The organism is Acidimicrobiales bacterium (genome assembly GCA_035533595.1).
In the GTDB taxonomy this organism is placed as follows: domain Bacteria; phylum Actinomycetota; class Acidimicrobiia; order Acidimicrobiales; family Bog-793; genus DATLTN01.
The window spans coordinates 1-23,591 of record DATLTN010000041.1 but is presented as its reverse complement, the minus strand read 5'-3'; the positions used below and the strand labels follow the sequence as shown (position 1 = coordinate 23,591).

Here is a 23,591-nt window from a genome sequence, read left to right as displayed (position 1 = left end):
TCTAACGGTGCAGGCCGGTGATCATCCCGGCCCGTTCACGGTCGCGGCCGAGCTCGGCCTTCAGCTTCTGACTGATGTAGGGGTAGATCTTGGAGGCGAGGGTGCGCGCCGCCTCGGCGGTGAGCTCGCCCTCGGCAGCGGGCTCGTCCTTCTCCGGCTCGGGCTCGGGCTCCGCCTCCGGCTCCGGCTTCTTCCTCGAGAACGGGTTGCCGATGAAGTTCGCGGCGAGCTGGCCGAGGAAGCGCTGCACCGTCGGGGGCTCGGCCTCCTGGGTGCCACTGCGGACGATCGGCGCGCTCGGGGCGAAGGCGCCCTGCGGCGCGGCCGCGAGCGAGCTCGTCTGCACGGTCGCCTGCGCCTGGGGCACGGCCGAGAGCGGCAGCGGCTGGACGCTGAACGAGGGGCGCTCGATCTCGGTGGCGACGAGGGTGGCGGTCGCCCTGGGGGCGGCGGAGCTGGCCGCCTGCGGGGCACCGAGGGGGAGCTCGCCGCGGGGGAGGCCGGTGAGCGAGGTCGTGGGGAGAGCGGTACCGAGGGCGCTGCGCTGCAGCGGCGTGGAGGCGGTGGGCAGGCGGCTGGCGGGCTCGAGCGCGACCCGCACGGCGGGCGACGGCGGGATCTCCGGGCCGGAGAACGACGGGCGCGCAATCGGCTCGGCCCCGAGGGGCGCAGCGAGCGCGAGCGGCTCCTCGCCGCCGAACGGCTCGGGGGCGGGCTCCGCCGTGATCGACGGCGAAGCGAACGGCTGGCCGCCCTCGGTGCCGTGGGGGGCGAAGTCTCGCGGCGGGGTCACACCTCCGTCGACGGAGAGACGCTGCACCGCCGGCGGCGGGGCGGCGGCGGGCTGGGCGGCGGAACGCGCCGCGCCGAGCACCGGCGGGAGGAAGGTCGGCTTCACGGGCGCCGAGGCGCTCCTCGCCGCAGCAGCCGGTGCGCCCGAGGAGTCGGGCGGCGGCGGAAGGCTGAAGGAGCCGCCACCCACCGGCGACGCGGCCGGTGGCATCGCCGAGGAAGCGGCGGAGACGAACGGCGGCGGCGTCTGACGCTGCACCGTTGCGGGCGCGGCGCTCGCGGGCGCCCGCCAGGGCCACTGCGCAGGAGCGATGCGAGTGTCGCCGACGACGGCGCTGTGGGAGACGGCTTCGCCGACGGACAGGAGCTGGAGGACGAGCGCCGGCGGCGGGGCAGCGCCCTCGGCCTCCTCTTCGGGTGCGAGCTCGTCGTCGGGGAGCGACAGCGCGAGCGGGCGCTCGCCGAGCGTCGGGAGCGAGCGACCCGCCGCGGCGGGCGGCGCGACGTCGGTGAACTGCTCACTCGGGGCGTCCCAGGCGAGCTCCTCGAGCGGGACCGCACCCTCCATGTTGGTGGGGGGGGTCTCGGGGGCGGCCGCAGGCACCGGAGAGGCTGCGGCGGGAGCGGCGAGCGGCTCGCGCTGGAGGGGAAGATCAAAGGCGGCCGCGTACAACGCCGCAGCGTCGGCGGCGGGCGACACGTCGAAGAAGGGTCGTGCCGTCTCGGGGAGCTCGACGAGCGGCTCCCCGATCCCACGCCTGCCGCCACGCCCGCCCTCGGTCCCGGCAAGGTCGAGCGTCGGCTCCGAGGCATCAGCCCCGCTCGGCGAGTCCGCCTCCACCTCGGGCTCCGCGGAAAGGGAGGGCTCGATCGGCCGCTCCCCGAGGAGCGGCGCGCCGCTTTCGGGGGCTGCTGAGGTGCCGGGGGGCGTCGCCGCCGTCGGAGCGGCCGGTGTCGCGGGCGGCGCGGGCGCCGACACCGCGAGGGGCTCGCGCTGGATCGTGGGCGGCGCCGCGACGGGACCTTCCGGCGCGGCGAGTGCCTCGAACGCAGGCGCCGCGCGCTCGACGCTGGCGTGCGCTGCCCCGAGCTCGCGGTAGACGAGCGGCGGCGACTCGTCGCGCAGCAGGGTCGGCCGCGGCGCCTCGACGACCGGCAGCACGGGTGGGAGCTCGGAGAGCGGCGTCGTGCCGACCGTCGGCGCATCGGGCTCGTCAGCGGCCGCTACGGGCGGAGCAGCGGGGCCGACGGGCCCATTATCGACGGCCTCGGGTGGGAGTGATGGTGGCGCCGGTGCGCTCGCGTCGAACGCCGACGGTGGCGCGGGCAGGCTCACTGCGCTCGCGAGCGCGCTTGCGGCGGCGTCTGCGGTCGTCTCCGCGGGCGTCACGAGCGGCAGGTCGGGGAGCGCCGCGTCTTGTTGCTCGGGAGGAGCCGCGTCGAGGTAGCCGGCACCGTCCACGAGCGGAGGCTCCTCACCGACGAGAGGTGCCTGGGCGGAGGGCTCCGGCGCTGCGACTCCGCCCGGAGCTGGCGCGGCGACCGCGCCGAGCTCGATCCGCTGGATCTCGGGGGCGGGCGGGGCCTCGACGAGCGACTCGGCGCTTTCAGTGCGGCCGCTCGCGGCGGGGGCGACGAGAGGGAGCTCCGGGAGTGGTGTGACCGACTCTGCCGCCGGACCGACGTTTGGAGTCTCCTCGAGCGGGGCAACCTCGACGAAGATCGACGGAGGTTCAGGGAGGGCCTCCGCTCCTACCACCGGCTCGACCCGCACCACGGCAAGGCCCGTCGGTGAGGTCGGTACCGCTTCCACGGGCGGCGCCACGGGTGCCGCCGACTCGGCGGCGGGGGCGGGGGCCGTCTCCTCTGGGTGCTCTTCTACGGCCGCGCCCTCCGTGGGAGGGGACGCGGATGGAATGGGCGCGGGCGCGGCCTCGACCGGCGTCGGGGCGCTCACGATCGTGGGGCTGGGTCTCGGTGGCGCCGGCGCCGCAGTCGCCGCCTCGCGCTGCACGGGAGCGCTCGGCTGTGGACGGAGGTCGAGCGCTCCGCGCTGTGGCGCGTCCACCGGCCCCGAGGGAGCCTCGGTGGGCTGGATCTGTGCGATCCCGGTCACCTCACCGGCGGGGTCGGCCTCCGAGCGACGGTGCGAGAGCGGGAGCAGCGAGACCGTCGGGTTCTTCCAGCTCGCGAGGTCCTCGCTGAAGTGCGCGGAGGCGATGCGTGGCATCGGCGGAATCGAAGAGGCGATCGGGGTCAGCTCGGTCCAGCCCGGATCGGCCGGCTCGGTCTCGGCGAGCGTCTCCGGGGCGGCGGCTTCGGGTGGTGCCGGGGCAGCCGGGGGTGCCTCAAGGACACTGCGCTGCGCCACGGGCGCGTCGGGGGGCGCGACCGCGTGATCGGGCGCGTCATCACCGGGAGCGACCGAGCCGTCCTCATCGGAGGACGGCTCGTCGGACGCCGAAGCGGAGCGAAATGGCCAGAGGCGCAACGGGCTACCTGTCTGCCGCGCTAGCCCTCACCGGAGAGCCGACGGTTGATCGAGCCGATCTCGTCGACGAAACGCCGGCGAGTGGTGTGTTCGAGGTCGAGGATCTCCTCGAGCGACCAATGGAAGTGGTAAGCGACGTACGCGACCTCCTCATAGAGACGGTCGGTCGCGTACGTCACGATTCCCCCAGGCGACCACCGGCCAGATCGACCGAAAAGCGCTCGTGGCACGCCGGGCAGGTGACCGCGGCGAGCGTGTGGCCCTCGGAGTTGATCCGACGGTAGAGGTCCTGGAGGAATGCGAGGTCCGACGCGAAGAGGTTCTCCACGATCTGCGCGGTGACGTAGTCCGCCTCGAGCGTCCCGAGTTGGGTGATCACGCGCGCCAGCAGTACGACGGTGAGATAGGGCGGGTTCGCCCGCACCCGGTCGTCGTGCAGCGGGAGGAGCTCGTCACGGGCGGTAGCGAGACGCATCCGGCCGGTGCGGTGCACCGCGCCGGACGCGTCCACGAAACCGCGTGGCAAGACGAAGTCGAACTCCGTGCGGAGCCCGTGGTCGACCTCGGCCACGGGGACCTCCGCCTGCGGTGGGGCCGCGACCGACCCCCCCGGCTCGAAGAACTCCTCCATTTCTTCTCCGCCGTCCTCCTCCGGCCGCGTGCCGGCCGGACCGCGACGCATCACTGAGAGGAGCTGAGACCTTCGTGCGAGATCGTGAGCTTCTCGGTGAGAACCGAGGTGTCACCCGCCTTCAGGGTCCCGTACTCGATGCTCTTCGCCCAGCCGTTCACGAACTTGAACGACTGCACAACGGTGCCGAGGTAGTCGTAGATGTTGATGGTCCCGTTCTTCCGGGCGGGCAACATCTCACCGTTCATCACCAGCTTGATCCAATCGTGCCACTTGAGGTCGGAAGTGACACCACGCGTCAGCGTGATCTCACCGGACTTCATCCGGCCCGGCAGCTTCTTGTTGATGTACTTGCCATCGCTGGTGTTGTGCTTCATCTCGATCGCGTCGACCTCGAGCTTCAGCCCGCTGATCTCCTGGATCTCCTTGATCTCGATGTTGTCGATGTCGAGTCCGAAGGACCATCCGACACCAGTGTCGAAATCTGGCAGTGCCATGGGGTCTCCCTCCTTGGGTTTCCGGTCCTAGTCCGGTGTTGTGATCTCCGAGTTTGAAAACGCTGCCGCCTCGCGGCGGCTGGACTCCGCGTCGCGGGCCGAAGCCCGCACCACGGCGTGCCGGCTACTCCGCGACGAGGCTCGAGCCGCCCGAGAACTGCGAGAGACGGAAGATCACGAACTCGGCGGGCTTCACCGGGGCGAGACCGATCTCACAGACGACCTGACCGGCGTCGATCCCTTCGGCCGGGTTGGTCTCGTCGTCGCACTTCACGTAGAAGGCCTCCGCCGGCGACGCTCCGAAGAGGGCGCCCTTGCGCCACTCGTTCACGAGGAACGAGGCGATGGTGCGGCGGATCTTGGCCCACAGCGCGCGGTCGTTCGGCTCGAAGACCACCCAGTCGGTACCACTGAGGATCGACTCCTCGAGGTAGTTGAACAGGCGCCGTACGTTGATGTAGCGCCACGCCGCGTCCGACGAGAGGGTGCGCGCACCCCAGACTCGGATGCCACGGCCGGGGAAGGCGCGGATCGCGTTCACCCCGATCGGGTTGAGTAGGTCGTGCTCGTTCTTGGTGATGTTCAGCTCGATGTCGATCGCGCCGCGGATCACCTCGTTCGCCGGTGCCTTGTGCACGCCGCGGTTGTCGTCGTTGCGACTCCAGATCCCGGCAATGTGGCCCGAAGGAGGCATGAACGTGTTCGTGCCCGAGGCGGGGTCGAAGACCTTCACCCACGGCCAGTAGAGGGCCGCGTATTTGGAGTCGTAGCCGGCGGTGTCGACGCGCCAGTCCTTGATGCCCTGGGCATTCAGCCCGGGCGGCGGGTCGATGATCGCCAGCCGGTCACCCATCAGCTCGCAGTGGGCGATCATCCCGAGCTGCACGGCCTTCACGCCCTCGAGGTCGATGAGACCCTTCTCGTGAGCGCTCATGAGGTCCGGGACGACGAGCATCGTGACCTCGTCGATGGCCTCGAGGCCACCGACGCCCGAACGGGCCGCCGAGTCGCCGACGTAGTCCCCGGCGTTCATGCTCTCGGGCGCTGACTCGCCGCCGCCGGCGAGGGTGACCTCGCCGCGGGCGACCGCCTCGACGGCAGTGCGGCTCGTCTCCTCGAGACGGATGAGCGTCGAAGTCGCGTTCACGACGGTGACGACGTTGGTGCGGCCGCGACGGGTGCTCACCGGGTCAAAGTGCTCCACCGTGTCGCCCTGCTTCACCGTGATCTTGAAGGCACCTTCCTCACCGGCCGCAGCCTCGGAGTCGGCGACCGTGACGGTGATGTCGTTGCCGACGCTGCCGGCCTCGCTCGCGGTGAGCTTGTAGGCACTGAGGGGGCTCTCGCCGCCCGAGGTCAGCTCGGCGACCGCCGGCTGCACGGCGCCGCCGCCGCCGATGCGCACGACGTAGGCGGTGCCACCGCCGTTCTGGAAGTACGCGAAGACCGACAGAGCCAGGTACGTGCCTTCGACCATGTCGCCGAAGTTCTGGACGTACTGGCTCCAGTTCGTCACCAGGGTGGGCGTATTGAACGGACCCTTTTCGGCGAGGCCCACGAAGGCCGCCACCGCGGTTCCGACACCCTCAATGGGACGAGAGCCGGACTCGAGCTCCTCGACATAGACGCCGGGAGACAGATACGTGGGCATGAACACTCCCTCCTAGAAGACTCTTTTGAACCTGCACATCATCGATGCCGCCCGGCAGGCATTCCATGCCGGATGGGCGCCCGTTCGGGAGAGCGACCTTTCCCGATCGGGCATTCCCTTCACCTCGGGCAACCCACCTGGAGTGAGTTGTTGCCGGTGGGCCGGGGCTTTCGGCGCGGGTCGTTCGGCGCCGCGATGCCGCGGAGTGAGCGGTTGCGCGGGAAGCTACGCCCGCACGGCTCAACCTTCGGAGTCGCCCTCGTCCATCTCCTCTTCCCCTTCGCGCTGCAGGGGGAGCTCTTGGACCTCGGCCTCGTCGGACTCCTCTTCGCCCTCGCGCTGCAGCGAGATCTGCTGCAGCGGGAGCTCCTGGACCTCGGCCTCGTCGGACTCCTCTTCGCGCTGCAGGCTGACCCGCTGCACCGACGGCCCCGCGGAGGCCTGGGAAGGCGTCTGGCGCTGGGTCGCGGTCATCAGGCTCTCCGCGCTGCTCTCGGCCTCACGCTCGAAGCGGTCGCTCGGATCAGAGACCTTGATCCCGCCCTCGCGCGGCGTCCCGTCGACCGGGCCGGAGCGCTGCTGCACCACGTGGGTGAGCTCGTGGGCGAGGGTGCGCTGAGCAGAGGGCGTCCCCGGCGAGAAGTGGTCCGGGTGCAGCACGACGTCGTTGCCGACCGTGTACGCCGCGGCCTGCACGGACTCGGCGGACTCGCGGTCGACGTGCAGGCGGACATCGGAGAGGTCCGTCTTCAGGTGCTGCTCCATCGTGGTGCGCGTCGGGGCGTCGAGCGATGTCCCGCCGCCGGAGCCGATGACGCCGTGCACCGGCGAGCGCTGGGCACCCTCGGCCTCGTCACGCTGCAGGTAGGCGGCAGTGCCGGCATTGCCGATCGAGCGCTGCAGTCGCAGCACCGAGGTGGCGTTCATGCTCTGGCGCTGGGTGGCGGGGCCCGTCGCGTGCGCGGCCGACTCCTTCGGCGCCGGCTCGGGCTTCTTCTCGAGCTCGTTCGCTGCGAGGAAATCGGCGTCTTCAAAGGCTCTCGACATCGCGGCCTCCTTCGACCGAAACGTTACCGGTCCCGGCGCGGACGCGTCGGGGGAAATCTCTCGGCTGCGGGATCACTTCGGCTCCTCCTCGAGCGCGTCGTACCACGACCCGAACTCCGAGCGCACCGAGAGGCGGCCGAGCTTGCGGTACTCGCGGTGCACGGCACGCACGAGGTCGCCCATCGACAGCGACGAGCGGCGCTCCGCCGCGAGGTAGGCGGCGGTGATCGCGATCGAGCGGATGTTGCCGCCCGAGAGCTCGAAGGCGTCGGCGAGGAAGTCGAGGTCGACGTCGGCGTCGGTCGGGATCTGCGCGCCGAGACACTGCAGCCAGAGAATCTTGCGCTGGTCGACATCGGGGAAGGGGAAGTCGACCACGGTGTCGAGGCGACGGGTGAAGGCCTCGTCGACGTTGGCACGCAGGTTGGTGGCGAGGATCGCGAGGCCGTCGAAGGTCTCGATCCGCTGCAGCAGGTAGGCGACCTCGATGTTCGCGTAGCGGTCGTGCGCGTCGCGGACCTCGGAGCGCTTGCCGAAGAGCGCGTCCGCCTCGTCGAAGAGGAGCACGCCGTTCACCCCGTCGACCTCGGAGAAGATGCGCTCGAGGTTCTTCTCGGTTTCACCGACGTACTTGTCGACCACGGTCGCGAGGTTGATGGTGTAGAGCTCGAGGCCGAGCTCCCCGGCGATGACCTCCGCGGACATCGTCTTGCCGGTCCCGGACTCCCCGGCGAACAGCGCGGTCACCCCGGTGCCGCGGCCGCCGCCCGGCCGCAGCTGCCACTCGCCGAGCACGGTCTCGCGGTGGCGGATGCGGGCGACGAGCTCGCGCAAGAGCAGCAGCGTCGGCGTCGGGAGCACGAGGTCCTCGAAGCCCACCCCCGGCTCGATGCGCCGCGCCATCCGTTCGAGGCCTGCCGCGTTCTGGGCGAGGGCGCCGGAGCGCAGGTGGCGAGCCGAGAGGGGGGCGCCGGCGAGGGTCGCCTGCCACTTCGCCGCCTCGGCGGCGCGCGCCATCTGCTCGGGGGCGAGGCGGAAGGCGGCGAGCGACTCCGACAGCGCCTCCTCGTCGTCGAGCACGCCGCCGAGGCTCACGTTCCAGCTCTCGAGGCGCTGCTCGCTCGCCGGCATCGGCGCGTCGAGGAGCAGCGGGACGCGCTGCGAGCAGGCGGGGTCCCAGGCGGAGCGCCCGAGGAGGATGACGGTCGCGTCGAGCTCGGCGAAGGCCCGCACCGCGGCGCGCTCCTGCTCGCGGGGGCCGCCCGAGAAGGCCTCGAGCGGCCCGGCGACGAGGCCCGCCTCGATGAGCCGCGCCTCGCGACCGGCGATGCGCGCCACCCCGGCGATGTCCGCGTCCGGCTCGAGGCGGGCGAGGTCGAGGTCGAGGGAGCGCTCCCCCACCGCGCCGAGGGCGGCGACGGCGAGGGCGCGGCCGGCCGAGCCCGCCTTCTCGCGGACGTAGACGAGCGCCGCGCCGGCCGCGAGGACGCGCGCCAGCGGGGCCTCGTCGACGACCACCGGGGGCGCTTCGCGGACGAGCAGCGGGGCGAGCTCGGGGTCGGGGCGGTCGTCGCCGAGGAGGTGGGCGGTGACCCGGTCCGGAACGCGCAGCGAGCGCGACAGGAAGGGGTGGTCCTGCTCCTCGATGAGGATCAGCCCGCCGGCGACGAGCGGGGCGAGGCGGCTGAGGCGGCTCCTGCCCTCGCGGCTCCCGACCTGCTCGCCGCAGAGCTCGAGGGCGAGGCCGATCGTGGCACGGCGCTTGGTGACGTCGTCGTTCAGGTAGCCGTAGAGGCGCTCGAAACGACCGTCGAGGTCGGGGGCGACCGCGACGACGAGCAGGTCGACATCGAGGGGGCTGAGGGCGAAGCGCTCGGCGAGGCGGGTGAGGCGGCTGGCGTTCGCCCCCGGGGCGAAGGCCTCCTCGACGCGCTCGCGCGACTCGGCGAACTCGGCAGTCGGCTCGGGCAGCTCCGGCCAGCCGCCGGCCAGCAGCCGCTCGACGTCCTCGTCCGAGACGTAGAGGCCCTTGAATGCGTCGTCGGGGTTCGGGTCGACCTCGCGGCGCGCCGCGACCGCGGCGCGCACGCGCGCCTCGAGGAGCGAGAGCCGCAGGCGCAGGTGGAGGCTGGTGTCCTCCTCCGCGGAGGGCGGGGCCGGCTCGCCGGCAGCGCGCGGCGTGCCGGCGGCGCGCCGTCCGGGACGGTCCGAGAGCTGCACCATCGCTAGATCCTGTGGGCGACCGAGGGCTTCATTCGCCCTCCCCCTCGGCCTCGGGCGCGTTGCGGGCGGCGCCGGCCACGCTCTCCTGGCCGGGCTCGCCGAAGGTGCGGACGCCGAGACCACCCTCGGCGGGCGGTGCGGTGACCGGCATCGGCTCGAAGGTCATCGGCGCGGTGAGCACGAGGTCGAGCGAGGCCTTCAGCTCGCCGCCGAGCGAGGTCCAGACCTCGGAGATCTGGCGGTTCTCGGGCGGCGGCTTGGCGACCTCGAGCAGGATCGGGATGCCGAGCGCGGCGAGGCTCCCCGTCAACATCTCGTCGGGGAGGGTGCGGTGACGGATGAAGCAGGAGAGGAGCGCCGACAACAGGCGGTGCTCGTCCTCGGGGCGCTGCGTCCAGGCGGTCGCGAGATAGGAGAGGCGGTAGTAGCGGGGGGGCTCCATCGTCGCCCGCAGCACGCCACCGTCGTCGCGGTCGAGGTAGTTGCCGGTCGAACGGCGGCGCGGGTCCTCGCGGATGTCGTAGAGGTAGAGGTTGACCGTCGGCGTGTTGCGACGGCTCGCCCAGTCCTTGTTGGGCGCGTCGAAGACGACCTCGACCCCAGCCCCCTGGACGGCGTCCTCCTCGACGAGGGTCTCGAGCGCGCTGCTGATCTCGTGGATCATGGCGAGAGCCTCGCGCTCCCACGGGCGCCCGTCACGGGAGAGCTGGCGGAGACGCCGGGGGCGGGTGCCTGAACGGGCAGGGCCACCGCGGTGCGCTCAGATGACGCCGACGCGCAGCGCGTAGGCGACGGCGTGGCAGCGGTTGCGGAGGTTGAAGCGCGAGGTGACGTCGTGGATGACGTTCTTCACCGTCCGCTCGGAGTAGGCGAGCTGGGTGGCGATCGCCGAGGTGTCGTACCCGTCGGCGATCAGCCGGAGCACCTCGATCTCGCGCTCGGTGAAGCCGTTGAAGAGCAGCCCCCGCGGCTGGAGCACGTTGCGCTGGAGCTTTCCGACCTGGGAGAGGAGCGACCCGAGGAGGTCGGGCGGGAGCGTGCCGTGGCCCTTCACCGCCGCGCTGAGCACCGAGGCGAGGCGCTCGGGGGCAGCCTCGGTGCGCCGGAGGATGGCGCAGGCGCCGGCCTCGACGGCCTTCAGGACGCCGAGGTCGTCGAGGCTGGTGGCGACGACCACGACGTGCAGGCAGCCGTTGCGCATCAGCGTGCGGATGGAGCGGGCGGCCTCGTCGTCGATCTGGTCGACGACGACGACGGCCACCGCGGCCTTGCCGGGCTCGTCGACGACGCTCAGCTCGCTCTGCCCGCGCAACTGGGAGGAGAGGCCGGCGCGGGTGATCTGGTCGCGGGTCTCTACGTAGGTGGCGATCCGCCGGGTGAGGTACTCGTGCTCTCGGACCAAGGTGCTCATGGCTGCTCTTCTCGCGCGTGACGGTGCTCACTGCCCTCCCCCGTCGGGGGGAAGGGGCGGCCGGGGGCAACCCATCTTGCACGAAGGTGCAACACTCCGCCACCCGCATATTCTCGCCACTACCTGGCCCTGTGCAAATGGTGGGAGGGAGCGCGGCGCGGCGCGCTGCGGCTGGTGCTCCTAGAACTCCGTCATCGCGAGCACCGCGGCGTTGAACTCGTGGAACTCCGGCGACATCGTGATCGGCAGCAGCGCGAGGAGCTTCGCGACGTCCCCGTCGACCTTGATCTTTCCCTGCATGAAGGCGGCGTTCGCGTCGAGCTCACCCTTTTGCATCGCGAGCGCGTCGTCGATGGTCTCGGTGAGGGTCACCTCCGCGTCCTCGAGCGTGCCGAGCTTGTTCTCGACGAGCTTCCCGTCCTCGACGACCCAGTAATAGTTGATGTCACCCTCGGGGCCGCCGGTGATCACGTACTGCAGGCGGGCGCTCGCGCCGGGGCGCTCCGGCTGGCCGACGGCCAGGCGCTTGCTCTCGTCCAGCCACTCCTGGGTCAGCCACTTCGGCATCGGCGCTCCTCAAGCTCGGTCTGGCGGGGAGGATACGGCGGCGGCGTGCGGCGGGGAAGTGGCGGCGCTCAGCGCGCCGCGAGGGAGCGCACGCCGGCGAAGAGGTCGTCCTCGGGGAGCACCACCGGCACCGTCGCCTTGGCGAGGGTGAAGATGTCCTCGCGGTGCAGGTCGGCCTCGACCTCCTCGGGGAGACCGAACCAGTGGGGGGACTGCGGGTCGATCTGGGTCGCGTGGGCGAGGAGGGCGTGGCGGCGGACGGCCTCGAAACCGGTGAGGTCGATGAAGGTCGTCGGCTCCTGCTCCTCGCGGTTGTCGAGCCAGCCCGCGATGCGCTCGGCGTAGGGGGAGTCGAGGCCGAGCTCGAGGAACTTCTCGTGGCGGCGGAGGAACGAGGCCCGTGCCCAACCCGAGTAGTAGAGCTTCTCCGGCTGGTAGGGCTCCCCCGCCTCGGGGTAGCGCGCCGGGTCGGCGGCGGCGTCGAAGGCGACGACGGAGATCTCGTGCACCCGCACGTGGTCGGGATGGTGGTAGCCGCGGCTCTCGTCGCCATAGGTGAGGATCACCTGCGGCCGCACCCGGCGGATCACCGCGACCAGCCGACCGACTGCCTCGTCGAAGTCGGCCTGCGCGAAGGAATCGGGGTTGGCATTGGCCGGCGAGTCGGGCATCCCCGAGTCCCGGTAGCCGAGCCAGACGAGCTCGTCGTAGCCGATGACCTGCACCGCCGCCTCGAGCTCGGCGCGGCGCACCGCCCCGAGGTTGGCGCGCACCTCCGCGGATTCCATCGCCGGGTTCAAGATGTCGCCCTCTTCGCCGCCGGTGCAGGTGACAAGGACGGTGTGCACTCCCGCCGCGTGGTACTTGGCGATCGTCGAGGCACCCTTGGAGGACTCGTCGTCGGGGTGGGCGTGCACGCTCAGCAGGCAGCGTTCCTCGGTCACGCCCCGACCCTACCAACGACCAATCGTAACGCCGCAGAGCCGGTCGTGCTCGCGGGGCGCCACGGGAGGGGGGCCGCCCTATGCTCGGGGACGTGGCAGTCGGCGCAGCGCCGGTGCTGGTGAGCAATGGGAGCGTGCCATGGCCTTCATGAAGCGCCTGTCGAGTGTCGTGCAGGCCAAGGCGAACAAGGTCCTCGACCGCGTCGAGGACCCGCGGGAGACCCTCGACCTCTCTTATGAGAAGCAGGTCGAGCAGCTCACCCAGGTGCGCCGCGGCGTCGCCGACGTCGCGACCGCCCGGCGGCGGATCGAGATCCAGGCCGAGCAGCTGCAGGCGAGCGCCAACAAGCTCCAGAACCAGGCACGCCAGGCGATGGGCCAGAACCGAGAGGACCTGGCGCGCGAGGCGCTCAGCCGGCGGGCCTCGATCAGCTCCCAGCTCGAGTCGCTGAAGACCCAGCACGACCAGCTCGTCGACCAGGAGGACAAGCTAGTCACGACGATGCACGCCCTCGAGGCGCGCGTCGAGGCCTTCCGCACCCAGAAGGAGACGCTGAAGGCCTCCTACACCGCCGCCCAGGCCCAGACGAACATCGGCGAGGCGGTCTCGGGGATCTCCGAGTCGATGAGCGACACCGGGATGGCCGTGCAGCGCGCCCAGGACCGCATCTCCCAGATGCAGGCTCGCGCCGGCGCCGTCGACGAGCTCATCGCCTCGGGCGCGCTGAACGACCTCTCCGGCTCCTCGGACCCGCTGCAGGCCGAGCTCGACAAGACGAGCCGCACCAACCAGGTGGAGCTCGAGCTCGCACAGCTGAAGGGCGAGCTGCCCGCCGGTGCCTCGGCCGAGCTGCCCGCCGGCGCTGCGCCCGCCGCCGCGGGGGCGAGCGCCGAGGAGGAGAGCAGCGAGGAGCCGGCGGAGGGCGAGACGGTCCCGCCGCAGGCGGCCGCCCCTGCGAAGGACCTCTTCAGCCTCGACAGCGGGGGCGGCGCGTGATCGTCCGCATCCTCGGCGAGGGGCAGTTCGAGCTCCCCGCCGACGCAGAGACACGCCTCGCCTCGCTCGACGCGGCGGTCGAGGCCGCCGTCGAGGCGAGCGACGAGGCGGCGTTCCACTCCGCCCTCGATGCGCTCGTCGGCGCGATCAAAGAGGCCGGCGCGCCGCTCGCCGCCGACCGGATCGTCCCCTCAGACCTCGCGGTGCCCGCCAGCGGGGCGAGCCTCGCCGAAGTGCGCGAGCTGCTCGCCAGCGAAGCCAACGCGGGCGCCTAGCAGCGACATGGCCCGCACCCGCTTCCCGGCCGACCGGGGTCTCACGGCACGCATGCTCACGACGGTCTTTCTGATCGGGCTGCTCTACGCGGTCTTCGTCACGGTGCTGCTCGCGGTCCATCTCACGGTGGCCTTCGTCGTCGTGATCGCGCTGGTCATCGGCTTCGTCCAGTACTTCTACTCCGACAAGATCGCCCTCTATTCGATGGGCGGGAAGGTCGTCACCCGCGAGCAGGCGCCGGCGCTGCACGGCGTGGTCGACCGCCTGGTCGCCCTCGCCGACATGCCGAAGCCGGTCGTCGCGGTCGCGCAGAGCGACATCCCGAACGCCTTCGCCACCGGCAGGAACCAGAAGCACGCCGTCGTCTGCGTGACGAGCGGGCTGCTGCGCCGCCTCGACGAGCCCGAGATCGAGGCGGTCCTCGCGCACGAGCTGAGCCACGTCGCGCACCGCGACGTGGCGGTGATGACGATCGCCAGCTTCCTCGGGATCATGGCCGGGCTGCTGACGCGGGTCTTCTACTGGAGCGGCCTGTTCGGCGGCTTCGGCGGTGGCAACCGCAACAACAACCAGGGCGGCGGCAACCAGACGGCGATGATCGAGCTCGCGATGGTGCTCGTCTCGGCCGTCGTCTACGCGGTCAGCTTCGTCCTCGTGCGCACCCTCTCGCGCTACCGGGAGCTCGCCGCAGACCGCTCGGGGGCGATCCTCATCGGCCAGCCGGCACTGCTCGCGCAGGCGCTCGTGAAGGTGAGCGGAGAGATGGCCCGCATCCCGACACGCGATCTGCGGGGCGCCGAGCACTTCAACGCCTTCTACTTCGTGCCGGCGCTCGCCCCGGGCGTCAGCCTCTCGACGCTGTTCGCGACGCACCCGCCGCTCCAGAAGCGCCTCGACCAGCTCGCCAAGCTCGACGCGCAGATGCACCACGGCGCGGCGTGAAGCACCTTTCCTGATGGGCATCCTCGACACCCTGCTCGGGCGCTCGAAGACCGTCCGCCCCAACCTCGACCACCTCTTCGGCCTCCCCGGCGCGCAGGTCACCCTCGAGGTCACCGAGGGGCTCCTCCCGACGGGGCAGGCGGGGGTCTGCTTCAAGCCGGCAAGCGGCGAGGGCTTCGTGGCCACCGAGGAGGAGCTGCGCCAGATGCTCTCCCCGGAGGTCTCCCCCGCCGGCGACGGCGCGAGCACCGAGCTCGCCGGCGAGACCGACGAGTTCGGCTACCGCTGGGTGGTGATCGGCGCCCCGGAGTTCTCCAACCTCGTCACCCATGTCCACTACGTGAACTCGACGCTTGAGGAGCACGGCTACGGCTCACAGCTGTTGTGCTCGGTCTTCGGCTTCGCCAAGAAGGCCCCCGACGGCACCCCCGCGCCGGCGAGCATCTACCTCGTCTACCTCTACAAGCGGGGCGCCTTCTACCCCTTCGTCCCGACCGGTCCCGAGCGCCGCGACAACGAGGCGGAGCTCAGGCTGAAGGTGGAGCTGGAGAGCGACCTCGTCCTCGAGGCCGACCTCGACCGCTGGTTCCCCCTCTGGAAGCTGCCCGTCCACTAGCAGGACGTCCTCCCGGGCCACGGCCGCCGGGGGCGAAGGGATCCCAGGCGACCGGTGCCCGGCGCAGGTGTTCGGTGAGCAGCGCGAGCACCCGCTCGAGCGTGAGAGCGCTCTCTCCCTCGTGGTCGAGCACCGCGACGAGGGCTCCCGCGGCGTCGGCGGTCCAGCGCGCGCCACGGCCCTCCTCCTCGCTCAGCCGCAGCGCCAGCGGCGCGAGCTCCCGCCGGCGGGCGACCGGGCGCGAGACGACGGTCACCCAGCTCTCGTAGCGGTCGTGGTAGGTGAAGCGCGAGCCGCAGGCGACGAGCACGCGGCTGCGGCGGGTCGCGCTGTGCAGCGCCAGCGGATGGAGGGGGATGCCGCCGCGGTGGCCGACCGCGAAGTGACCGAGCGCTACCCCGTCTGGGAGGGTGACGACCGCGAGATCGAGCTCGGGATGCTCCTCGATGCTCACCCTCCCCTCCGCGAGCGCCCGCCGTGAGGCCGTAAGCAGCGCCTCTTCCTCGGCGTAGAGGGCGGCGAAATGCTCGGGGTGTTCGAGCAGCTCGGGGAGGCGGGGAAGCAGTGCCTCGTAGCGGAGCGCTGTCGCAAGCGTGCCGGCGAGCTCGGTCGAGGACAAGATGCGGCCCCGCTCGGGGTCGAGCAGCGCCCGGGCCGCGAGGACACTGCTCGCCACCCCGGGGTCGGGAGCGACGTCGAAGTCGCCCGCCGCGGCGAAGGCGACGAGACGGTCTCCCAGCGCGAGCGCCCGCTCAGGCTCGACGAGGGTGAAGAGGCTCGCGAGGCCGTCCTCGTCGAAGTGGTCGTTGGTCACCGCCTCGGCGCCCCGCCAGGCACCTCGGCGGCCGACCGCGGCGAGCGCGATCTCGGCGGACAGGTCGCGCCGCAGCCGGCGCGGTGTGGCGCTCCCGGGCCAGTGCGAAAGGGTGAGGACGGTCCCAGGGCGGGCGGCTCCGTCGACGACGACGTGCGGTCGTCCGCCGAGTTCGTCGATCCCGACGAAGGGAAGGGGGGTGCGGGGCGTCAGCCGAGCGCGTCGATGCGCGCCGCGAGGTCGACGTCGGCGTCGGTGAGGCCGCCGAGCGAGTGGGTGAGCAGATGGAGCGTGACGGTGTTCCATCGCAGCTCGATGTCGGGATGATGGCCGACTGACTCCGCGAGGCGCCCGACCGCGTTCACGTACTGCAACGCTTCCGCGAAGTCGTGGCGGCGGACCACCTTCACCAGCTCGCCGCCCTCGAGCTGCCACTCGAGGCCGAGCAGAGCCACGCCCAGTGCGGTCGGGTCCATGAGCTCCATCCCCGGGACGTTAACGGGTCGGGACCACGTCGACCGAGGGGCCGAATTTGGCGCCAGGGCTGTAGAAATGGCGCCAGTTCGTCGCCGACGGATGGCGTTCGTCGGCGGGCCCGGCGCCAAAGACGCGGAGCACGTTCACCGTGATCGAGGCGAGGGGCGCGGCCGCCTTCCCGACTCCGAGGCCGAGCCGGTTGACCGTCCCGGGTGGCGCGTCCCACAGCGAGGTCACCCAGCTCGCGGTCCCCGTGGCGAAGACGCCGCCGCCGCCGGGGACGCTGTAGTACGCCATGTCGGAGTAGCCGGAGCCGGTCACTCCCTGCACCGGCGAGTGGGCGAGGATTTCGACCTCGTGGCCGGGAGGCTGGTGCAGGCCCGGCTCGTAGCCGTCGAACTCCGAACCCACCAGGTCCTGTTTTCCGCCGCTCGAGAGGCGTGAACCGTCCTTCAGCCCCGTCCCCGCGAAGACCCATGAGGCGGCGTTTGCCACGACGAGCGGCGCGTTCGCCCCGTACGCCTGGTACATCACGCCGGTCAGCGAGCTCTCTGGGCGTGACACGAGATCGGTCGCCCAAGAGCTACCCGTCGCGAGCGCGGGGTCGGCCTTCGCAATCGGGTCGGCGGCCGCGTCCTTGTAGCAAATGACCCGCCGGTTCCCTCCCGTCGGTGACGCCTCGAGGCGGATCTGCCGGTAGCAGGCGTTGGCGCCGAGGAAGGCGACGTTCAGACCCTTCTCGATCCCTGCCTCCACGGCGTCTCGCATCGGTGTCGACCAGTACTCGTCGTGGCCGAGCGAGATGAGACAGCGGTGCTTGGCGAGGAGTGCCGGCTGCTCGTGGAGGTCGACGTCGGTCCAGTAGGTGAGGTCGAGGCCGAGGCGCTCGGCGAGGAAGATGAAGGGCAGCTCGTTGCCGAGGAAGTCCCCCGAGCCCCGGGCGTCGAGCGCGGTGCGGTCGTGGCCATAGGGACGGTCAAAAGAGACAACCCGCGAGCGGTTCGCGAGGCTGTTCTGTCCGGGGCCCCCGTAAAGGCTGTAGCCGCCATAGGGGTTGTAGGCCTGCCAGGTCGTGACCGAGCTCTGCACGAGGTAGGTCGCCTCGCTCGCATCATCTCGCACAACGAAGGGCACGTACTGCTGCTGGTCGGGAGCGCCCTCCAGGCGGATGAGGTAGCTCCCCGGCGGCCAGTGATCGCCGACCTGCACCCTCCACGACGGCGACCAGCGGCACTCGACGAGGTTGACGCCCGCGGTGAAATGCGGGGTGGGCTGCTGTGTGCCGCGTAGCTCCGGAGACTGGGCGATCAACCGACCCCCGTACCCGCCGTAATAACCGACCCGGTAGACGTAGGCGCGGAAGCTGGCGGCGACGGTGTTCACGTACAGGGTGAGCTCCTCCCCGGCAACCGCACTGACCTTGTCGATGAAGCCCTCGATCGACGGACTCTCGGCGCCGACGACCTTGCGGGGGATGATCCATTTCCGGGTCCGCGCGCGGTGGGCGTTCTCCTCGACCAGCCAGTCGGCGACGCGCAGACCGTCGACCTCGCGCACCCCGCCGCGCGTCGACCTCCTCCCCGCGAGCGAGGTCGTGGGCACTGGACGAGCAGGCCCGCCGCGGCCGCAGGCAGCCGCGACGAGCGCGAGAAGGGTGGACGCGCCGGCGGCCCCCGCGCCACGGAGGAAAGCCCGTCGGTCCACTAGCCGATGCTACGTGTCGTCCCACCATGGGCCTCGCCAGCTGGCCACGAGCGCCAGAATCCGCCCTGCGGGCGGTCTAGCCTCCGGCGATGCGCCAGCAGACCTTGGGTTCGGCCGAGGCGTCGCCCGCCGCTCGGGCCGCGGGCCCCCGCGGCCACAGTGGGGCGGGAATGCTCGCCTTGGGGCTGGGGGCGCTCATACTCCTCGCCGCTGCCGCTGCTGCGCTCCTCGCTGTCGTCCACCACGTGGCAACCGGAAACTCCGACGGCGCGACCGTGGTCCTCGAGGGGCAGGCCGTCGCCAACGGCCACCCGCTGCTGCAGGGCTGGTCCCTCTCGCTGGACTCCTTCTGGACCGTCGACGTGCCCTTCTACGCGGTCGCCGTCGCGCTCTTCGGCACGACCGGCACGCTGATGACCGCCGTGCCCGCGGCGATCGCGGCGCTCGTTGTCGTCCTCGCCGTCGCGCTCGCGCTCGACGGCGGGAGGGGCTTCGCCGCCGCCACCGGGGCGGTGAGCGCCGCCGCCTTCCTCATCTTCCCGAGCCGGGCGATGGCGCTGTTCTTCGTGCAGGGACCGCTGCACGTCGGCAGCCTGCTCTGGTGCCTGATCGCCTTCGCGCTCGTGGAGCGAGACCGCCTCGGCGCACGATGGGCATTGGCCGTCCTATTCCTCGCGCTCGGACTCCTCGGCGACCTCCAAACGCTCCTGCTCGGCTTGATCCCGATGGTCTTCGCCGGCCTCGTCCTCGGCCATCTCCGCCAGAGCTTCCGTGAGGTGAAGGGGCTGTTGCTCGCCCCGCTCGCGGCCGGGGTACTCGCCGTGGTGATCCGCGAGGTGGCGCGGGCCTTTGGCACCTTCGTCGTGCCGCGTGCGAACACTTTCGCCTCAGCTCACCAGTTCCTGCGAAACGTCGCGCACCTTCCGGGCTATTTCGCCGCGCTTGTCGGCGTGGTCGGCGGCCCCTTCACGCCCTCCGGTGTCCCGCTCCCACTCCGTCTCCTTCATTTGCTGGCGCTCGCGCTCGTGCTCGGCGGCCCGGTGGTGACCGGCGTGAGCTATCTGCAGGCGCTCCGCCACTCCCACCGTCGGGCCGTGGAGCTGCCTCCCGGCGCCGTACTCGACCTCCTCCTTCTCGGCGGCTTCGGAATGGGCGTCGCGACCTTCCTCGTGCTCCCGATCATCACGAGCGACGCCTACGCCCGCTACCTGGTGCCGGCGGTCGTCTGCGGCGCGATCCTCGGCGGCCGGGTTGTCGCCCGGACCGTCGCCGGCTTGAGCGGAAAGGCGCTCCGGGTCGGGCTCGTCGGCGTCGGCCTCCTCGTCGTCACCCTCGCGTCGAGCTTCGGCCTCGAGCTTCGGGGTCCCGCCACCTCCCAGCCGGCCGCCTCGCTTGCCGACTTCCTCGCCGCCCACGGCCTCCGCCAGGGCATCGGCGACTACTGGAGTGCCTCGGTGATCACCGTCGTGAGCAAGGACGCCGTGACCGTGCGGCCGGTGATCGAGGAAGCCGGCCACCGCCTCGTCCGCTACGACAAGCAGTCGGCCGCCGGGTGGTATGGCCCCCGGTCCCATTTCAACTTCCTCATCTTCAACGCCCGCGCCGTGTGGAACGGGGTGAGCGGGACTCCAGCAGTGTCGACCTTCGGCCAACCGACGCGCGTCTACGCCGACGGCACCTACCGGATCTACGTGTGGGCAAAGCCCTTCACCCTCTCGACGAAGGGTTCCACCGGCCCCTGAGCTGCGGGCATGGGGGCACCTGGTGGCGTCCGTCAGGGCGTGCGCTGTCCCGGCGGCCAGAGGGGGGACGGATCAACGCTCTGTCGCCCACGACATCCAGGGGCGGCCACTGACCGGACAGCACAATCCGTTCCATGCCAGTTGCGGCGGCGCCCAGAACGACCAAGGGCCGCCTCGCCGGCGTAGCGGCGTGAGGCGGCCCTTGGTCTCGTTCCCTCGGTGCTACAAGGCGATCGACGAGCTCACGATCGTCCCCTTGAAGCCCCTCGGCACCGAGTAGCTCTTGCCGTCTCCAAAGCCGTAGACCTGGCCAGTGGAGTCGAAGAGCGAGTAGCCCTTCCCGCTCGGGGACGCCGCGATGCCGACCAACGAGCGCAGCGGCAACGTCAGCTTCAGCTGCCCGAACATCTTCGCGTCACCGAAGGAGAAGACCTGTCCGGTGACGGTCGCCAGCCAGTAGCCCTTGCCGTCCTTGGTCGGCGTGATGCCGACGATCCGGTATGGGAGCACCATCGACTTCGGGGTGGTGAAGGAGCCGTGGAAGGGCGCGTCCCCGAAGGCGTAGACCTGGCCGGTGTAGCTGGCCAACCAGTAGCCCTTGCCGTCGGGTGTGACCGCCATCGAGACGATCGACGTCGGTGGCCTGATACCACGGGTCACCAGCGAGCCGAGGAACTTGGCGTCACCGAAGTGGTAAACGCTGCCGTTCTGAGCGACGAGGTAGTAGCCCTTGTCATCTGCGGTCGGGACGAGCTTGCTGATCGGCGCCCGCGGAGAGCTGTGCAGCGAGCCGAAGGAACCGAAGAACTTCGCGTCACCGAAGGCGAAGACCTGTCCGGTACTCGTCGCGATCCAGTAGCCCTTTCCATCGCTCGTCGTGGCGACGTCCGCCGCCGCACCCCCCAACTTGATCGGAGCGACGGAGCCCGCGGCTTTCGCCGAGCCGAGCGAGTACACGGTGCCTGTCGGCGACACGGCGATCGCCCCTATCTCGTTTCTGGAGATAGTGACGACGGCGAAGACGGTGCCGCCCATCTCTGCAAGCGTCGGCTGGTCACCGGCACGCTGGTGCGAGGTGAGCGTGACGATGGCGCAGTACTGGCCCTTCAGCGTGCCGTAACGGACCAGGTCGGCGGACACGAGCTCGAAGGCCTTGGCCGAGGACTTGTACCACTCCACCTGCTGACCCTTGGCGAGGTTGCAGATCGAGAAGCTGAACTTGCTGAGCCCTCCGGTAGCCGTCTTGGTCACCCGGATGTCGACGAACGACGTCGGCGTGGCCGTCGTGCCAGGAGCAGACACCGCGAAGGTGGCCCCCCCGCTCTCCACCGGGTTGCCCTTGTAGGCCTGCACCGTGACCGTGCCTTCGCCCACCGCTGCCGTTGACACCGTCACCGGGCTAGCGGAACTGCCAGGGGGGGCCGGAACTACCACCGGCGCGGTGTGGAAGCTCGACGTGGGCGTGGTTCCAGTTTGCGATTCGGACGTCCGGGGATCGAGCACAGCCGCGTCAACCAGAGTGAAGGAAGTCTGACTGGACGGGCCCTGGACACCACCCACCATCGCGTAGACGGTGAGGGTGATGGTGGTGCCAGGAGCCACGGAGTCGGGAAACGAGAAACGGATCGAAGTTGATGTCCCGGTTTGGACCACGGACTTCGTCCTCCAGGACCACGTCGGGAAGTAGGTCGGGTTTGTCCCTGCCACCGCATTCCAGCTCGCGACGGCAACGCTGCTGCCGACCTGTTGGACCGTAAGTCCCGTAGGTGCCGCCGGAGGAGCGCTCGGGGTGGCCGGCGCCGTGTTCGCGGGCGCCACATTAACGGTGATCGCCGAGGACGTACTGCCGGCGAAGTTGGAGTCACTCCCGTACACAGCAGTGATCGAATGGTTGCCCGAGGACGTCAGGCTCGCCGAGCAACTGGCCTTCCCTGAGCTCAGCGCCACGCCCGCGCAGAGTGTCGAGGACCCGTCGAGGAAATTGATGCTGCCCGTCGGGCTTCCGGCGCCTGGCGTGTTAACGGAAACCTGAGCAGTGAGGTTGACCGACGCGGGCGCGGTGCCCGAGCTGGTGCTGCTGCTCAACGCTGTGCTCGTGGACGCCTGCGACACCGCCTGTCCGAACTGACTGGAGGCGCTCGATGCGAAGTTCGAGTCACCAGAGTAGGTCGCGACCACCTGGTGGGTGGCGGCGGTGCTCGGGGCGTTGGTACAACTCGCCGAGCCGGAGCTGAGCGCCACGGCGCTACAGATGCTCGACGAGCCGTCCGTGAAGGTGACGCTTCCGGTGGGTGAACCCGCACCCGGGGATGCCACCGACACCGTCGCCGTGTAGGTGACGCTCTGGCCAGTGAGGCTCGTCGAGGGCGACGAGGTAATCGCTACCGCGGTCGCCGCAGCGACCACATTAAAGGCGCTCGTGCTGGCCGCCGTCAGCGACCCACTCGTCGCCTTCAGGAGGAAGCCGACTCCCGCCTGATTGAGACTGCAGGTGAAGGTGGCGACACCCCCACTGACTGCCGTACTCGAGCTTGGCTTGCACGCGAGCGAGCCCGTTCCGGGGTTGGTCGCGAGGGACAGCGCCACAGTCGTCGCGCTGTCGGTGGTCACCACGTTGCTGTTCGCGTCCTCCTCTTGAACCTGGACGGAGAAGGACCCGCCAGTAACTGTCGTCGAGGCGGGAGTGTTGATCGCCAACTTCGTCGCCGTCCCGGGCGTGATCGAGAAGGTGCTCGACGTCCCGGAGATGAGGCCAGAGCCAGAGGCCGTGAGCGTGTAGCCGGTCCCGGTCTTGTTGATCGAACAGCTGAGCGCCGCGACCCCCGAGCTCACCGTCACGGGGTTGCTCACGCAGTTGAGCGAGCCTCCACCCGGGTTGGTGCCGATTGCCAGCGTCACCTGCATGGTGCTGTCACTCGTTTCGACGTTGCCGCCGGCGTCCTCCTCGCTCACGCTTGTCGTGAACGAGCTGGCCTCCTGCGTGCTCGCAGCAGGCTCGGTCGTGAAGACGAGGTGCGTGGCGCTTCCGAGGGTGACATTGAAGGCGGGGCTGTCCGCGGCGGTCAAAGAGCCGTCGGCGGCGTGCAGCTTGTAGCCGGTGCCGATCGTGTTGATCGAGCAGCCCGTGAAGCTGATGACGCCGCTCGATTCGCCCGACTGCGTGCAGCCCGAGAGCCCGCCCGGGCCACCGCTCACCGGCGTCCCGCCGGTAATCGACAGCGTGACGGTCGAATTGTCGGTGAGGACTGGGTTGCCGACGGCATCTTCGACAGTGACCTGCGGCTGTGTCGGCAGCGCCACGCCGCCGGTGCTCGAGGCGGGCTGACGGGTGAAGACGAGCTGGCTCGCCGCCCCCGCGGTCACGGTCAGGTTGGTTCCCGAGGCGGCCGAGTTAGCCGAGCCGTCGGTCACGACCACCGACTTCGCACCGACTGAGATAGCCGGAACGGTGAAGGTCACCGCAGAGGAGCCGTTCGTTCCGCTCGTCGCGCCCCCGGTAATCGTCGCCGGCGTTCCGCCGACGGTGACCGTGAGAGCTGAGCTTGCCGCGAAGCCTGTGGCCGAGATCGACACGGAACCTCCCAGTGAAGCGGAGGTCGGGCTGAGCCCGGTCGCAGCGGCGTTGACGGTGAAGTTGGTGCCGGAGGTGGCGTTGTTGGTGCCGTCAGAGACCACGATCGCTTGGGCCCCGTTCGGCACGGCGGGGACGGTGAAGGTGAGGGTGGCCGAGCCGGTCGCATCGGTCGGGCTGCCGCCGGTCACCGTGGCC

22 protein-coding genes are annotated in these 23,591 nt (G+C 70.8%); 7 read left to right on the top strand and 15 right to left on the bottom strand.

The window, feature by feature from the left end; genetic code table 11:
- Position 1 precedes the first annotated feature (1 nt).
- The 11 genes from VNF07_07940 to mca all read right to left on the bottom strand — a co-directional run bounded on the left by VNF07_07940 (position 2) and on the right by mca (position 12,254).
- The gene (locus tag VNF07_07940; protein ID HVB06154.1) at positions 2-3,022 is read right to left on the bottom strand and encodes a hypothetical protein; all 3,021 of its coding nucleotides are present in this window, start codon (positions 3,020-3,022) and stop codon (positions 2-4) included.
- 281 nt (positions 3,023-3,303) lie between these two features.
- The gene (locus VNF07_07935) at positions 3,304-3,462 is read right to left on the bottom strand and encodes a DUF6760 family protein (GenBank protein ID HVB06153.1); all 159 of its coding nucleotides are present in this window, start codon (positions 3,460-3,462) and stop codon (positions 3,304-3,306) included.
- The gene (locus VNF07_07930; GenBank protein HVB06152.1) at positions 3,459-3,854 is read right to left on the bottom strand and encodes a hypothetical protein; all 396 of its coding nucleotides are present in this window, start codon (positions 3,852-3,854) and stop codon (positions 3,459-3,461) included. Before VNF07_07930 ends, VNF07_07935 begins: the two co-directional genes overlap by 4 nt.
- Before the next feature lie 110 nt (positions 3,855-3,964).
- Complete coding sequence (locus VNF07_07925; protein HVB06151.1) at positions 3,965-4,411, bottom strand: phage tail protein; 447 nt, start codon at positions 4,409-4,411, stop codon at positions 3,965-3,967.
- Positions 4,412-4,535: 124 nt separating this feature from the next.
- Positions 4,536-6,062: a phage tail sheath family protein gene (locus VNF07_07920; protein ID HVB06150.1), complete on the bottom strand. Its 1,527-nt coding sequence runs from the start codon at positions 6,060-6,062 to the stop codon at positions 4,536-4,538.
- A gap of 240 nt (positions 6,063-6,302) precedes the next feature.
- Complete coding sequence (locus VNF07_07915) at positions 6,303-7,109, bottom strand: DUF4157 domain-containing protein (protein HVB06149.1); 807 nt, start codon at positions 7,107-7,109, stop codon at positions 6,303-6,305.
- Between the two features lie 72 nt (positions 7,110-7,181).
- Complete coding sequence (locus tag VNF07_07910) at positions 7,182-9,332, bottom strand: ATP-binding protein (GenBank protein ID HVB06148.1); 2,151 nt, start codon at positions 9,330-9,332, stop codon at positions 7,182-7,184.
- A 28-nt stretch (positions 9,333-9,360) separates the two neighbouring features.
- Positions 9,361-9,996: a DUF4255 domain-containing protein gene (locus tag VNF07_07905; GenBank protein ID HVB06147.1), complete on the bottom strand. Its 636-nt coding sequence runs from the start codon at positions 9,994-9,996 to the stop codon at positions 9,361-9,363.
- Between the two features lie 96 nt (positions 9,997-10,092).
- Positions 10,093-10,743: a response regulator transcription factor gene (locus VNF07_07900; GenBank protein HVB06146.1), complete on the bottom strand. Its 651-nt coding sequence runs from the start codon at positions 10,741-10,743 to the stop codon at positions 10,093-10,095.
- 180 nt (positions 10,744-10,923) lie between these two features.
- Positions 10,924-11,310, bottom strand: a complete 387-nt coding sequence (locus VNF07_07895) for an SCP2 sterol-binding domain-containing protein (protein HVB06145.1) — start codon at positions 11,308-11,310, stop codon at positions 10,924-10,926.
- A 68-nt stretch (positions 11,311-11,378) separates the two neighbouring features.
- Positions 11,379-12,254: a mycothiol conjugate amidase Mca gene (mca, locus tag VNF07_07890; protein HVB06144.1), complete on the bottom strand. Its 876-nt coding sequence runs from the start codon at positions 12,252-12,254 to the stop codon at positions 11,379-11,381.
- Between the two features lie 139 nt (positions 12,255-12,393).
- Between mca and VNF07_07885 the strand changes: the two genes are divergently transcribed.
- Genes VNF07_07885 through VNF07_07870 form a run of 4 tightly spaced genes read left to right on the top strand, consistent with a single transcriptional unit; the run spans position 12,394 to position 15,085 of the window.
- Positions 12,394-13,251, top strand: a complete 858-nt coding sequence (locus VNF07_07885; GenBank protein ID HVB06143.1) for a PspA/IM30 family protein — start codon at positions 12,394-12,396, stop codon at positions 13,249-13,251.
- Positions 13,248-13,526, top strand: a complete 279-nt coding sequence (locus VNF07_07880; protein ID HVB06142.1) for a hypothetical protein — start codon at positions 13,248-13,250, stop codon at positions 13,524-13,526. The genes VNF07_07885 and VNF07_07880 overlap by 4 nt, the downstream gene beginning before the upstream one ends.
- Positions 13,527-13,533: 7 nt before the next feature.
- Positions 13,534-14,469, top strand: coding sequence for a zinc metalloprotease HtpX (gene htpX / locus VNF07_07875; GenBank protein HVB06141.1), 936 nt, complete (start codon positions 13,534-13,536; stop codon positions 14,467-14,469).
- Positions 14,470-14,482: 13 nt separating this feature from the next.
- Positions 14,483-15,085 carry a hypothetical protein gene (locus tag VNF07_07870; GenBank protein HVB06140.1) on the top strand — a complete coding sequence of 201 codons (603 nt, stop codon included), beginning with the start codon at positions 14,483-14,485 and terminating at the stop codon, positions 15,083-15,085.
- Here VNF07_07870 and VNF07_07865 read toward each other — a convergent pair.
- From VNF07_07865 to VNF07_07855, 3 genes are read right to left on the bottom strand one after another with little or no spacing between them, the layout of a single operon-like run.
- On the bottom strand, positions 14,997-16,205 hold the full coding sequence (locus VNF07_07865) for a DUF6687 family protein (GenBank protein HVB06139.1): 1,209 nt from the start codon (positions 16,203-16,205) through the stop codon (positions 14,997-14,999). The genes VNF07_07870 and VNF07_07865 overlap by 89 nt on opposite strands.
- The gene (locus VNF07_07860; GenBank protein HVB06138.1) at positions 16,109-16,384 is read right to left on the bottom strand and encodes a 4a-hydroxytetrahydrobiopterin dehydratase; all 276 of its coding nucleotides are present in this window, start codon (positions 16,382-16,384) and stop codon (positions 16,109-16,111) included. The genes VNF07_07865 and VNF07_07860 overlap by 97 nt, the downstream gene beginning before the upstream one ends.
- Positions 16,385-16,394: 10 nt before the next feature.
- Positions 16,395-18,080: a N,N-dimethylformamidase beta subunit family domain-containing protein gene (locus VNF07_07855; protein ID HVB06137.1), complete on the bottom strand. Its 1,686-nt coding sequence runs from the start codon at positions 18,078-18,080 to the stop codon at positions 16,395-16,397.
- 170 nt (positions 18,081-18,250) lie between these two features.
- Here VNF07_07855 and VNF07_07850 point away from each other — a divergent pair, with 170 nt between their 5' ends.
- Positions 18,251-19,822 carry a hypothetical protein gene (locus tag VNF07_07850; GenBank protein ID HVB06136.1) on the top strand — a complete coding sequence of 524 codons (1,572 nt, stop codon included), beginning with the start codon at positions 18,251-18,253 and terminating at the stop codon, positions 19,820-19,822.
- Between the two features lie 222 nt (positions 19,823-20,044).
- Here the strand turns inward: VNF07_07850 and VNF07_07845 are convergent, their stop codons facing one another.
- Positions 20,045-22,774, bottom strand: a complete 2,730-nt coding sequence (locus tag VNF07_07845; GenBank protein ID HVB06135.1) for an Ig-like domain-containing protein — start codon at positions 22,772-22,774, stop codon at positions 20,045-20,047.
- Between the two features lie 154 nt (positions 22,775-22,928).
- Here VNF07_07845 and VNF07_07840 point away from each other — a divergent pair, with 154 nt between their 5' ends.
- Both VNF07_07840 and VNF07_07835 read left to right on the top strand, forming a co-directional pair.
- The gene (locus VNF07_07840; GenBank protein ID HVB06134.1) at positions 22,929-23,147 is read left to right on the top strand and encodes a hypothetical protein; all 219 of its coding nucleotides are present in this window, start codon (positions 22,929-22,931) and stop codon (positions 23,145-23,147) included.
- 3 nt (positions 23,148-23,150) lie between these two features.
- A partial coding sequence (locus VNF07_07835) for a hypothetical protein (GenBank protein HVB06133.1) occupies positions 23,151-23,591 on the top strand: 441 nt, incomplete at its 3' end.